Below are 14119 nucleotides of genomic sequence, written 5' to 3'. Positions count from 1 at the left end.
GAAAGTTCCTGTACATCTTCTGTAATATTATTCAAGTTGCTAATATTCATCAATATCTCACGTCTGCCTATATCTAATTCATCATTAGCTCCGGATATTGTTGATATTAAATCTGCTAAAGTATTAGAACCTTCTAATATTTTTCCCATTGATTCAGAACTCTTGAATGCTAAAGATACTGTATGGTCTATTGCCTGTGTTGTCTCCTCAATTATTTCATTAATAATTTTCGAGTTCTCACCTGTATCCTCTGCTAATTTTCTTATCTTATCTGCTACTACTGTGAAACCTCTGCCATGTTCACCGGCATGTGCTGCCTCTATTGCTGCATTCATTGCTAATAGGTTTGTTTGTTCTGCTATATTATGTATTACTTGTGTAATGTTAGTTATCTGTTTGGAATATTCTTTAATGCTTTGTATAGAACCTACTACTGATTCTCCTATATTACTTCCTTCCTGTGCTTCTGTATATAAAATCTTAGCATAGTCATTAGCCTTAGTAGCTCCATGGCTTACTGTTACTATGTTTGCCATCATCTGCTGTACCGAACTGCTAGTCTTAGTTACAGCCTCTGACTGCTGTTTCATCTTATTATTAATATCATTAATATTTTCTAATAATAATTGTACTGTTTCATTTACTGCTGTAAATCTAGTACGCTGCATAAAACTTACTCTAGCAGCATTTGCTGATGATTCGGCTATCTTATTAGAATTAACTAATTCTGTTTCAAACTCTTTATAAATTGTATTAAAATCGCTGATACTTAAACTGATAGAAGCTCTCATATTTTGAATATTACCTGTCAAAGTATAAGCATTATTTTTTACACTCACTATGATATTTTTTACTTTATCTAAGAACTTATTAAAAGAATGTACCAATTCGCCTGATTCATTATTACTAATAACTGGAAGTCTGATTGTTAAATCTCCTTCTCCTTCACTCAAAGACTCTGATACATTTTTGGCAAATACTAAAGTTTTTCTCAAAGAAAGTATCAAAGCTAAAATAACTACTAAAAATGCTAATAAACCTAAATATATTGATACAGAAGATTTTATTATAGTATTTCTAAACAATTGATTTTTATATGCACTATTATGCTGCCACATATTTATAATATATAAGTTATTAAATAGAGCATATTTTATAGCCACAATATTAGTATCTTGAAAAGAAATAACATTTACATCAACTATATTATTTCTATAATTATTATGAGTATTATTTTTTATTTCTATACCAATAGCAGTGCTGTCAAAATCTCTTTGAGTATCTCCTATCAAGGAAGGATTATTGGAAGCCTTTATACTATATGAATCATCTGTTAAAAATATATTCAAATTAGTCTTAAATGTATCATCTGATAATACATCTAAATATATAGAACTTCTTACCTCTAAACTAACAAAGCCTACATGTCTATTATTTAATAAAATAGGACTATATATATAAAAAGTATTAGCATTTGCAGTGATATCTATAAGTGAATTAGTTTCTGTAGCTAATCTAGTAATATAATTATTTGCTATATTAGGTCTTCCATTTGTTTCAATACTGGCTAAATCATTAATATCATATTTCCAATTTATTGATAATTTATTGATTTCATTAGTGTTAACAGCAATATTAACATTTTCCAAATCTCCAAAATATATACCTACAGATGAAATATTATTATCATTAGCATATCTTGTACTTAAATAACTTGATAATAAATCAGTATATGTATCTAAAGTATATATATTTCTATATATTATATTCAAGTATGCAGATATATTATTAGCTACTGTAACATATTTTCCTAGAGAATCTGCCATATTATTTGCAAAATCATTAGCATAACCTTTCTTTGTTATTATATCATATTGTCTGTCATAAATGATTTCAGATCTGTAATGCATACCATTAACAAAAGTAGCTATAAATATTACAGTTGCTATAGATATTGGAAGAAAATTATATGCTATAGGAAGATGATATTCTCTTCTTCCTGTTTTTTTATATAATGGCTTTACTAATATATTAAAACTTGTAGAAGCAATAGACATGGCTACACTAATTAAAAATATAACCATTATTAAACGTATATTGAGCATCTCAAATATAGATATTTTACCAAGATATATATGAAGACTGTATGAAAAAATAGCTACAAGTACTACTGCCACTCCTGCCTTTATAACATAGATTTTTCCTATAGCAATAAATTTTCCTCTCTCTAATTTTAAACAATCAAAGTATATACTTATACAAAAAACAGCAATTAATACAAAAATAAATATATATAAATAACTTATTAAAGAACTTGATAATTGATAAACTGTTTTCAATAAGATAGAAAAAATAGCTACTGAAACAACTCCTGCAAAAATAAATAAAGCAGGCAAATAAAATTTTAATCTTCTTTTCAGTGTATTCTCATCCATTTTAAATATCATACTTTGCAACCTACAATTTTATATACTATTAGAATATAGTCGGTAAATATTATTATTTATTTAGCAACATAAATTAATTTGATACAGTTTTTGCTTTAGAAACAGCTTCTTCTATAGAACCAACAAATCTAAATGCCTGATCCGGCAAATCATCATAATCGCCGTTACAAATACCTTTAAAACTTCTTATAGTATCTTCTAATTTTACATATCTGCCTTGAAGTCCTGTAAACTGCTCCCCTACAAAGAAAGGCTGACTTAAGAACTGCTCTATTTTCCTAGCTCTAGATACTATTAATTTATCATCTTCTGAAAGCTCATCGGCACCAAGTATAGCGATAATATCCTGTAAATCTTTATATCTTTGTAGTATATGCTGTACTTTTCTTGCAACATCATAATGTTCCTGACCCAATATATTTGGATCTAATATTCTGCTTGTTGAAGCTAAAGGATCTACTGCAGGATAAATACCTTTTTCACTAACTTCTCTTGATAATACAGTAGTAGCATCAAGGTGAGTAAATGCTGTAGCAGGTGCTGGGTCTGTAAGGTCATCTGCTGGTACATAAACGGCCTGTATTGATGTAATAGATCCATTTTTAGTGGATGTTATTCTTTCCTGTAAAGCTCCCATTTCTGTAGCTAATGTAGGCTGATAACCAACTGCTGAAGGCATACGTCCAAGTAATGCTGATACCTCACTTCCAGCCTGTGTGAATCTAAATATATTATCTATGAACAACAATACATCTAAACCTGCAGAGTCTCTAAAATATTCAGCCATAGTTAAAGCAGATAAAGCTACTCTTAATCTTGCTCCAGGAGGCTCATTCATCTGACCATAAACAAGACAAGTCTTATTGATAACGCCAGACTCTTTCATCTCTGACCATAAGTCATTACCTTCTCTAGTTCTCTCACCTACACCAGCAAACACAGAATAACCTCCATGCTCGCTTGCTATATTATGTATAAGCTCCATTATAAGAACTGTTTTACCTACTCCTGCTCCTCCGAAAAGTCCTGTTTTACCGCCTTTAATATAAGGAGCTAACAAGTCTATAACTTTAATACCGGTTTCAAATATTTCAAGTTTAGGCTCTAATGTCTCAAATTTAGGAGGTGCTGCATGTATTGATCTATATTCTTTAGCTACTATAGGCTCACCTTTATCTACAGTCTGACCTAATACATTAAATATTCTGCCTATAGTTTCCGTTCCAACTGGTACCATTATATGATTACCAGTATCAAATATATCATCTCCTCTTGATATACCATCTGTAGATTCTAAAGCTATAGCTCTTACTCTGCCTCCGCCTAAATGCTGCTGTACTTCACAAATAATATGTCTTTGAATGCCTTCTATTTCTTTATCTATATAAAGTGCATTCAATATAGCTGGAAGATGTCCCTCTTCAAACTCAGCATCTAAGGTAGAACCTACAACCTGAATAACTTTTCCTCTTTTTCCTTCTACCATAAAACATTCCTTAATTTTTTTTATATATTTTATTACCTATTGAAAACTTATTCAAGTACTTTAACCATTTCTTTGTGAATTTTTTTATTGCTTGCTATATACTGCTCTTTGGAGAAAATATCATATTCTTCCATATTTATACCAGTTACCATACCTCCAGCCTGCTTTAAGATAATACTTCCGGCACAAATATCCCAAGGAGAAAGCCCATACTCAAAAAATCCGTCAGCCGCACCTTCTGCTACCATACATATATCAAGTGCTGCTGAACCATCTCGTCTTAAAGCTAAAGTACTTTTTACCATATTAGCAAAATCAACCATTCTATCATGAAGAAAATCATCATCTACACTAGCATTATAATAAAATCCTGTTATTACAAGGGACTCTATAAGTTTATTACTGCTGCTTACTTTTATAACCTTATCATTTTTATAGGCTTTTGACTTTATATGTGCCTTATAAACCGTATCTGTTAAAGGAGCATATACAACCCCTAATATAGGTATACCCTTATAAGCAAGCCCTATAGATACACAGTAAAAAGGATAACCATGTATAAAATTGCTAGTACCATCTATAGGATCAACTATCCAAGTAAATTTTTTACTAGTATTATCTTTAGATTCTTCTCCATAAAATCCAAATTTAGGATAGCATTTTAATAAATATTCTTTTATCTTCTTTTCATTTTTTAAATCAACCTCTGTAAATAAATCAGTTTTTCCTTTTTTTGATACTTTTTTTGGACATCCGAAATATTTTAAAGAATATTTACCCGCCTTAATTGCTATACGTTCAGCATCTTTTAAGCATTTATTTAATTTAGATTTCGGTAAATCTTTTATTTCATCCAATATGGCATCATTTTCAGAAAAATTCGATTTTTTATTTTTGCTTAACAAACCATTTGTAAACATACTTATAATATCATTTAACATATTACCCTCCAATAATGAATATTAAAATTATTTTTTGACTTCTGGTTCTCTGAAAAGCAAAAGAGAAGGATTATCCTTTATTTTTTCACTAAATATCCTTAAATTATTAACTATTTCATTAAAATTAGTATGTACTTGAGGATCTTTCATTATAGCACCTATTGTACCTTGTCCTTTTTCTACATCATTTATAACATAAGATAAATCTCTAGCAATATTATTAATATACCCTAAAGTTGCACTTGCATTTGATATAGAATTATTTATGTTAGATTCATTACTAATTATAACACCTGATATCAAATTGATAGTTTGGGAAAGATTACTTACTACTGCTGATAATTCCTGGAAATTTAAATCTTTACCTATATCGCCTATAGAACCTAATGTCGTTTCTATACTGAATGGTTCAACCCCTTTCACTATTGTATTAGGAGCCATACTTGTCATACCTGTAGTATTTATGGCAGGAGGTGATACCATTATATACTTTTCTCCAAGTCCCAATCCTACAGTTTGTATAGAGAATTTAGTACCTACTGGAATTATAACATTTTTATCAGTAATAAATAAAGTTACTCTAATAGTACCATCAGGATTTATGGCTATTTTTTCAATAAAACCTATTTGAATTCCGCCTCCTCTATATGAAACCTTACCATTTTCTTGTAAGTCTCCTATGAATACATAGTCTACATATATCCTGTATCCATCACCCTTGAGTTTTATCTTACCCAATAATATTATAGCCCCTACAAATATAACAAATGTAGCAATAAAAAATATACCTAATTTAACTTTATTCTTCATGATTTTTCCTTATCCTAAAATTATATTTTATTTTTTATATATGAAATATATTAATCTTTTGGTCTAATACTCTCTATATCCTCGCCTTTTTTAGCTATACTGCTCATAAAGAAGAATTTCAAATGAGGATTTTCTGTTTCTGCTAAATGATCTGGGTCTCCTCCTTCAATAATCTGACCTTTATAAAGCATTACAACTCTATCGGACATTCTAAATACGCTAGTCATATCATGTGTAATAACTATACTAGTAACATTAAGAATAGACTGCATTTTTACTATTAAATCATCTATAACCCTAGACATAACCGGATCCAAACCAGTTGTAGGTTCATCATAAAGCAGTATTTCTGGGTCCATTGCTATAGCTCTAGCCAATCCGACACGTTTTTTCATACCTCCAGAAAGTTCTGAAGGCATTTTATGTTCTATATTAGGCATTCCTACCATTTCAAGAACTTCTGCAACTTTTGCCTTTATTCTTTCTTCAGGGATATCTTTCTTTATTCTTCTAAGGCCGAAACTTACATTCTCATATACATTTAATGAGTCAAATAAAGCTGCTCCTTGGAATACCATGGCAAACTTTTTTCTCACTTCTGTAAGTTCATTATCAGAAATTTTGTTAATATCCTGTCCGTCTACTAATATAGTACCGCTGTCAGGCTGAAGCAATCCCATCAAATGTTTTATGAGTACGCTTTTACCGCATCCTGAATTTCCTATAACTGATAGAGTTTCTCCTTTGTTAACTTTAAGATTAACCCCATTAAGTACCCTTTGAGCACCAAAACTCTTATACACATCTTTTAATTCTATAATATCGCTCATATTATAAAGTTACCCTCAATATTTTTATTATATCATCTGTTTTAATAAAATAATTGCCCAAACTAGCTGGAATTAACACTGTTTTCCCAGCATTAAGTTTAATAACGTTGTCAGCAATATTTGATTCTATATAACCTTTTCCATCTAAAACCATAATTATTTCAAAACTTTCTCCATTAGTCTTTGAAGAATAAGTTCCATTTATAATATATTCCTCTGTCTTAAAAAAATCATTGGAAAACACTGTATTAATTTCTAGTTTTTCATCTTTAAAACTATTCTTTTTATCAGATTTTAAATTGAAAGCATTAATATCTTTTATAACATTAAATGAATCTTCTATATGAAGTTCTCTAGATTTACCATTCTTATCCAATCTATTCCAATCATAAAGCCTATAAGTTACATCACTAGGAGTCTGTATCTCTGCTATAACGGCATTACCAAGTATAGCATGTATGCATCCGCTAGGTATATAGAAAGCATCTCCCTTCTTTATATCAAAATAATTGAACATATTTTCTATATTTTTACTATTATTCAAAGCATTTTTTAAATCTTCTTTTGAAATATTTTCTTTAAGACCAATGAGAAGTTTTGCATCGCCATAAGTTTCCATAACATACCACATTTCATTTTTACCATGTTTGTTATGTCTTTTATTAGCATATTCTTCATCTGGGTGAACTTGTATTGATAATTTATCTTTTGCATCTATAAGTTTTATAAGCAAAGGAAAATAATCATCTTTGCACTTTGTTCCTAAAAGTTCAGAACCATATTCTTTCACCAAATAAGACAAGGTTTTTCCTTTAAGCTCCCCATTAGATACTATATTATTATCATTAGGCAAATCGCAAATTTCCCAGCTTTCGCCTATAGTTTTATTTTTATCAAAAGGTTTCGAATATACTGAAACCAAAGAATTTCCGCCCCAAATGACTTCTTTTGCTATTTCATTAAATTCCAATAAATACATAGTATAATTATATAAGATAAAATAAATAATTCAATATACTATAATCCAAAATATTCTTTTATCTCGCTCTCCCCTATAATTTTTACTCCATTATTATAAAGCAAATCAGCACATACACCATTACCATTTATAACCATTTTACTAAAAGTTCCATCATATATTTTACCAAAACCGCAGGAAGGACTTCTCTCTTTTAATACCGCTAATTCTGTTTTATAAAGTTTTGCAAGTTTTAATACTTCATTAGCTCCATTAAAAAAATTTTTTGTTACATCTTCATTATCAATATTTATAACTCTGCCTTCAATAATTTCAGCAGGTTTTCTAGGAGTAGAAAGACCTCCGAGCTGTTCGGGGCATACTGGAATTAAGTTATAACCTATAGATATAACTTTTAGAAGTTCATTAGATTTATTATCATTGCCGTCATATCTGCATTTCAATCCTAATAAACAGGCACTGACCAACACATTCATAAATTCTCTCTCATAGTTTATCCTAATATTATATACTAAAAATAATTTTATTTGTATAGAAGATAAAAAATTATTTATTTATTTTAAAAATAAATTGCATTAATGCTTCATTAGCATATAAATCTTTTAATTTAACAAAAACTTCTATTGCTTTTTTATCATTATAATTAAGTAAACATTTTTTACTAGATATAGTAATATACAATTCTTTAATTTATCAAACAAATTCATTTTATTTTCAAATTCTTCATATTCTTCATAGATATCTAATATACTTTTCATATACAGTCATTATATATAAAAATTAATAATATTGAGTTTATATATTTTACATCTTTATAAATTATATCAATTATAAAAATGAACAAGTAGTGTAAGAATTTATAAATAAAGAATTAACTTGACAATAGTATTATATTAAATTATAATCTACTCAATAAATTATTTTAAATTAAAGAGGTTTTTATCTATGTCAAAAGAATCATATAAAGATAGAATGGAAAAAGCAGTTTCAAGTTTACAAAATGATTTAAAAGGTATAAGAACAGGAAGAGCTAATGCTTCTATATTGGACGGAGTAAAAGTAGAGGCTTATGGAAGTAGCATGCCATTAAAACAAGTAGGCAACGTTTCTACACCAGATTCAAGAACTATCATGATACAGCCATTCGATAAAGGTTTAGTTAGCGACATAGAAAAAGCTATATTAAAAGCTGATTTAGGTTTCAATCCTTTCAATGACGGCGGAAACATAAGAATAGTAGTACCAGAACTTACTAAAGAAAGAAGAGAAGAATTAAAAAAAGGTGTTAGACATAGAGGCGAAGAAGCAAAAATTGCCGTAAGAAATATAAGAAGAGATGAAAATGATAAAATAAAAAAAGAGTTAAAAGATAAAACTATCACTGAAGATGAATCAAAATCCCAAGAGAAAAAAATACAAAATGATACAGATTCATACATCAAAAAAATAGATGAAATGATCACTACAAAAGAAAAAGAATTAGATACTATATGATTACTGATGAGCCGAATATACCTGAACATGTAGCTATAATCATGGATGGCAATGGAAGATGGGCTAAATCTCATAATAAGAGCAGAAGTCTTGGGCATAGAGCTGGAAGCGAAAATGTGATTAACATAGTAGAAGCCTGCTGTGAACTTAATATAAAATATTTAACTTTATATGCATTTTCAACAGAAAATTGGAAAAGACCTGAAGAAGAGAAAAAAGCATTATTTAAACTTTTAAAAGAATTCTATAAAAAAGAAATTAAAAGGCTTATTTCAAACAATATTTTAGTTAAACATATAGGCGATATTTCTGCATTTCCAAAAGATACTATAGAAACAATAGAAGAAACAGAAAAAGAAACTCTTGAAAAATGCAAAAATCCAATACTTACTGTTATTTTAGCTTTGAATTATGGTTTTAGAGATGAATTGAAAAATGCTTTAAAAAATATATGCTATGATGCAATAAACAGCAAAATAGATATAGAAAGTATTGATGAAAATTTTATTCAAAATTATTTATATACCAAAGACATACCAGACCCTGATTTTTTAATAAGAACATCAGGCGAATATAGATTAAGTAATTTCTTAATGTATCAGGCTTCATATAGTGAATTATATTTTACAGATATATTATGGCCGGATTTTTCTAAAAAAAATTTCAAAAAAGCTATAGAAGAATACTCAAACAGAAATAGAAGATATGGAGGTCTATAAAAATTATGAAGAAAAGGCTTATATCTGTAGCTGTAACATTACCATTATTTCTCATAGTAATGTTTTATGATAAAGTTATATTTTTATTTCATATAGCAATATTGGCTATATCTATTCTAAGTGCCTCAGAGATATTTTATATGGCCAAGGTACATAGACAAAAGAATTTGAGAACAGTTGTAGCAACTATGATAGCTATGGTATTAGGATATATCATAACTATATGCGATATAAATGTATTTAAAGGCGATTTCTCCAATCTTTATAAAATAGTAGAAACTAAACATCCATCTATGGATCTATCATTGGTAATGGTTTTTGCTTTGATAGCCATACTATTTATTATTAATATGTTTAAAGTTCATGTATCAACATTTGAAGAAAAAGGAAGAGCCATATTAACTGCTGTTTTCTGCTTTATATATGTTGGTTTAGGAGTATGGCATATATCTCTTATGCGTTTTATGCCAAGCGGAAAATATTACATAGTATTTATAATGTTATGTGCTTGGTTTAGTGATACTGGAGGATATATTATAGGAAGAAAATTCGGTAAGCATAAATTATCAAATAGTGCTTCGCCTAATAAAAGCTATGAAGGTTTAGTAGGTATGTTTATATTCACAATACCTCTTTCAATACTATACTATTTCCTATATTCAAATGGATATCTTTCCTGCTTATTAGGAAAAAATATACCTAATTTCTCTTTTCCGCAATTAATGTTATTAACTGTAATATTTACATTAACAGGATTTTTAGGGGATATGGGAGAAAGTTTAATAAAAAGAATGTATGACACAAAAGATTCAAGTAAATTATTCCCAGGTCATGGAGGAGTATTCGATATCTTTGATAGTGTAATACTTACTGCCCCAATATCATATTATGTATTTTTATTAATTCAGTAAAATATTTTACATTGTTTTTTAATCATTTCAATTATCATCTATTTTTTCAAGATATAGTATTATTGATGAAGTATGACTATAAAAATTATAATAATTTTAATCAAATTAGTATATCTAATATATTATAAATCTCATAATTTAAAACTTTATGTATAAATAAAATAATAAACAAATAAATTACTGCATTAATATGGAAATTTATTTGTTTGAGTTTTATGTAAAAAATGTATACCATTTTATAAAAAATATATATAATAAGGGGTATCCTATGATAAAAAAGTTATTTATGTTATTCATCATTATTTCTATTACTATAATGTCATGTAATAACAATAAACAAACATCAACAACAGCTGCAAAATTGCCGGCTATAGATGAAAATACAGAAACAGAAATCACTGTATGGGCTTGGAATGTTGCTGCTAAAGCATTAATGGAAACAGCAAAAGCATTTAATGCCAAATATCCAAAAATAAAAGTAAATGTTCAGGAATTTGGGTTGGCTCAGAATGTATACGAAAGATATGGAGTAATACTATCTTCTGGAAATGGGGTGCCTGATGTTATACAAATAGAAAGCGATTATATACAAACTTATGCTGAAACTTATCCTCAATACTTTTTAGATATGAAAGATTATATAACTATTGATGGTGTTGTAGATCCTTCTAAAATAGCATCTAGTTATGACAGCACTGGAAAATTAGTTTCTATACCTTGGGATTCAGGTCCTGTTGTTATGTTCTACAGAGTTGATTTATTTAAAGAAGCAGGAATTGATCCTAATACTATAGTAACTTTCGATGATTATATTGCTGCTGGAAAAAAACTTCAGGCAAAATTTCCTAATGTATATATGACAGGTCTTCCTTTCACTCAGGATGAAAATTTGTACAGAGCATTATTAATAGCTAATAAATCATATTATTTAAATGATAAAGGTGAAATAACAGTTGCATCTCAAAAAGCGATAGAAACTCTTCAAATGATAAAAAGACTTATAGATGAAGGCGTTGCTAAAAATGTTGTTAACTGGGACGGTTCTATAGTAGCTAATAAAAACGGAGAAGTTGCTTCTTATATAATAGGCGGCTGGTGGGGCGGTACTATAAAAGATCAAATGCCTGAAATGAAAGGTAAATGGGGAATTATGCCTATACCTGCTCTTAATCAAGATGCTGCTAGAGCTTCTTCATCTGGCGGTGCTGGATTATCTATAACTGCTACTGATCCTATTAAACAAGCTGCTGCTTTAGAATTCGTAAAAGAAAGTTTAATGAATGTAGATAATCAGCTTATGATGTATGAAAAATTTAGCTTATTCCCATCATATTTACCTGCTTATGATGATCCTAGATTCTTAAAAGCTGATGACTATTTCGGAGATAATTTCAATAAAATATTAGCTGATGTAACAAAACAAATACCTAATGTTATATACAATTCTGATGATTTTGCTGAAGTTAGAAATACAGTTGTAAGTGCTTATGAAGATGTTTTGAATAATAATAAAGATATTGCTTCTACATTGAATGATGCTGCAAATCAAATAAGCAGTGCTACTGGAAGAGCAATAGCCAAATAAATAAACTTATTTTTTTGAAGGTGTCTTATGATATTATCATTAGGCACCTCATTTTTTATATTGATTTTTTTACATATAAATTACCATACAATGTATAAGATTTACTATTGTAGGTATCATCAATAATATAAAATCATAAGTAATCATATAAGAAGAATATCAAAGAAAATAAGTTTTTAATTAAGAGTATATTATTTTTATTAGGATATATTATGACAATAAAAAAAAATATTACACCTTGGATATTTCTAGCACCAGCTTTATTTTTCATAGCTGTATTTAGTATATATCCGCTATTTGAAACAATAGTATTAAGTTTTATGAAACAAAATAGAGGAGTTCTTACATTTGCCGGTATAGAAAATTATAAAAGACTCTTCACAGATCAGTACTTTTTTATATCTCTAAAAAACTCACTAATCTATTTAATAATACAAGTACCAATAATGACCATATTATCTATACTTCTAGCTATAATACTGCATAGAGGAATTACAAAATTAAAAAGCATGTATAGAACAGCATTCTTCGTACCTTTTATAGTAGAATCGGTAGCTTATAGTTTAATATTTGTATTATTGTTTCAGGAAAGAGGTGTTGTTAACTTTTTATTTTCTATATTCAATATAGGCCCTATAATGTGGCTTACACAAACTTGGCCTGCAAGAATAGTAATAATGCTCATCATAACATGGAGATGGACTGGATATAATATGGTAATAATATTGGCAGGACTTCAAACTATACCTGAAGATTATTATGAAGCTTCAAGAATAGACGGAGCTAATGCATTTCAGCAATTTTTCTATATAACTATACCAATGCTTAAGCCTGTTATATTATTTTCAACTATATTATCTACAATAGGAACTTTAAATTTATTTACAGAGGCATACCTATTAACAAACGGAGGACCTAATAATTCTACAATAACTTTAGGATTATATATATACAGACAGGCATTCCAATCTCTCAACTTAACTTATGCTGCCACAATATCTGTAGCAATACTTGTGATAGTAGGAGTCCTTTCAAGATTGCAAATGAAATTTGGGGGAAATAACAAATGAATAAAAATAAACAGCAAAAAATAACAAGAATAATATTATATATAGTTCTCACAATAGCTATGATAGCTTGTATATATCCTTTAATATTTATGTTTATAGCGGCAACTAGAGAATCAGGAGATATATTTTTATTTCCGCCTCCTATAACTTTTGGAAGCAAATTTCTTGAAAATTTGAAAAATCTTCAGGAAAGAATTCCAATATGGCATGCTTTATTCAATTCATTAAAAATAGCTATAATATATACTATTATTAATTTATTGGTATGTTCTATGGCAGCCTATGCTATATCTAAATTTAATTTTAAAGGTAAGAATATAGTGTTTGTTATTATAATGCTTACCATGATGCTTCCTGCACATGCTAAATTAGTGCCATTATACAGAATGATGACAACTTTAAATATACAAAATACTCATTTGGCAATAATACTTCCTGATATAGCAGGAGCTTTCGGAATATTCTTGATGAGGCAGAATTTCCATAGTGTACCTGATACATTAATAGAAGCTGCTAGAATAGACGGTGCTAATGAATGGACTATATTCTCAAAAATAGTTATGCCTTTAATGATTCCGGCTTTAACTGCTTTAGGAATATATATGTTTGTTGCTGAATGGACTAACTTTACTTGGCCTTTAATAATATTAAATAGTCCTGAAAAATTTACTTTACCTGTAGCATTATCACAATTAAAATCTGATACAAGAATAGATTACGGACAGATTATGGTTGGAGCTATATTCGCTGTAGTTCCTATAATGGCTGTATTTTTAACTTTACAAAAATACTTCATATCCGGATTAACAGGCGGTTCTGTAAAAGAATAAAAAATAATATATAAAAA

Annotated in this window: 13 protein-coding genes; 6 read left to right on the top strand and 7 right to left on the bottom strand. The window is 28.7% G+C overall.

Annotated features, from left to right (window positions below):
• The 7 genes from Q0K19_RS11145 to Q0K19_RS11115 all read right to left on the bottom strand — a co-directional run.
• Positions 1 to 2447 (bottom strand): methyl-accepting chemotaxis protein (locus tag Q0K19_RS11145; protein ID WP_297247935.1); only part of this gene is annotated, 2447 nt, incomplete at its 3' end.
• 73 nt (positions 2448 to 2520) lie between these two features.
• On the bottom strand, positions 2521 to 3933 hold the full coding sequence (gene atpD, locus Q0K19_RS11140; RefSeq protein ID WP_297247933.1) for a F0F1 ATP synthase subunit beta: 1413 nt from the start codon (positions 3931 to 3933) through the stop codon (positions 2521 to 2523).
• A gap of 47 nt (positions 3934 to 3980) precedes the next feature.
• On the bottom strand, positions 3981 to 4874 hold the full coding sequence (locus Q0K19_RS11135) for an inositol monophosphatase family protein (RefSeq protein WP_297247931.1): 894 nt from the start codon (positions 4872 to 4874) through the stop codon (positions 3981 to 3983).
• A gap of 27 nt (positions 4875 to 4901) precedes the next feature.
• The gene (locus Q0K19_RS11130) at positions 4902 to 5684 is read right to left on the bottom strand and encodes an MlaD family protein (RefSeq protein WP_297247929.1); all 783 of its coding nucleotides are present in this window, start codon (positions 5682 to 5684) and stop codon (positions 4902 to 4904) included.
• Positions 5685 to 5734: 50 nt separating this feature from the next.
• The gene (locus tag Q0K19_RS11125; protein ID WP_297247927.1) at positions 5735 to 6514 is read right to left on the bottom strand and encodes an ABC transporter ATP-binding protein; all 780 of its coding nucleotides are present in this window, start codon (positions 6512 to 6514) and stop codon (positions 5735 to 5737) included.
• A gap of 1 nt (position 6515) precedes the next feature.
• Positions 6516 to 7493, bottom strand: coding sequence for a type I phosphomannose isomerase catalytic subunit (locus Q0K19_RS11120; RefSeq protein WP_297247925.1), 978 nt, complete (start codon positions 7491 to 7493; stop codon positions 6516 to 6518).
• A gap of 38 nt (positions 7494 to 7531) precedes the next feature.
• On the bottom strand, positions 7532 to 7969 hold the full coding sequence (locus Q0K19_RS11115) for a DUF523 domain-containing protein (protein ID WP_297247923.1): 438 nt from the start codon (positions 7967 to 7969) through the stop codon (positions 7532 to 7534).
• 469 nt (positions 7970 to 8438) lie between these two features.
• Between Q0K19_RS11115 and frr the strand changes: the two genes are divergently transcribed.
• From frr to Q0K19_RS11085, 6 genes are all read left to right on the top strand, one after another.
• The gene (gene frr, locus Q0K19_RS11110) at positions 8439 to 8987 is read left to right on the top strand and encodes a ribosome recycling factor (RefSeq protein ID WP_048594088.1); all 549 of its coding nucleotides are present in this window, start codon (positions 8439 to 8441) and stop codon (positions 8985 to 8987) included.
• Positions 8984 to 9706: an isoprenyl transferase gene (locus Q0K19_RS11105; protein ID WP_297247920.1), complete on the top strand. Its 723-nt coding sequence runs from the start codon at positions 8984 to 8986 to the stop codon at positions 9704 to 9706. Before frr ends, Q0K19_RS11105 begins: the two co-directional genes overlap by 4 nt.
• Before the next feature lie 5 nt (positions 9707 to 9711).
• Entirely contained in the window at positions 9712 to 10617 is a 906-nt protein-coding gene (locus Q0K19_RS11100) for a phosphatidate cytidylyltransferase (protein WP_297247918.1), read from the top strand.
• Positions 10618 to 10885: 268 nt separating this feature from the next.
• Positions 10886 to 12202 (top strand): extracellular solute-binding protein, encoded by a 1317-nt coding sequence (locus Q0K19_RS11095; RefSeq protein WP_297247916.1) that lies wholly within the window; start codon positions 10886 to 10888, stop codon positions 12200 to 12202.
• Positions 12203 to 12414: 212 nt separating this feature from the next.
• The gene (locus tag Q0K19_RS11090) at positions 12415 to 13272 is read left to right on the top strand and encodes a carbohydrate ABC transporter permease (RefSeq protein WP_297247914.1); all 858 of its coding nucleotides are present in this window, start codon (positions 12415 to 12417) and stop codon (positions 13270 to 13272) included.
• Positions 13269 to 14102: a carbohydrate ABC transporter permease gene (locus Q0K19_RS11085; RefSeq protein ID WP_297247912.1), complete on the top strand. Its 834-nt coding sequence runs from the start codon at positions 13269 to 13271 to the stop codon at positions 14100 to 14102. The genes Q0K19_RS11090 and Q0K19_RS11085 overlap by 4 nt, the downstream gene beginning before the upstream one ends.
• Positions 14103 to 14119: the final 17 nt, after the last annotated feature.

Origin of the sequence: uncultured Brachyspira sp. (genome assembly GCF_944393015.1) — a bacterium.
Taxonomy (GTDB): domain Bacteria; phylum Spirochaetota; class Brachyspiria; order Brachyspirales; family Brachyspiraceae; genus Brachyspira.
Note: the sequence above shows the minus strand (reverse complement) of the source record. Positions and strands in the feature narration are given on the sequence as shown.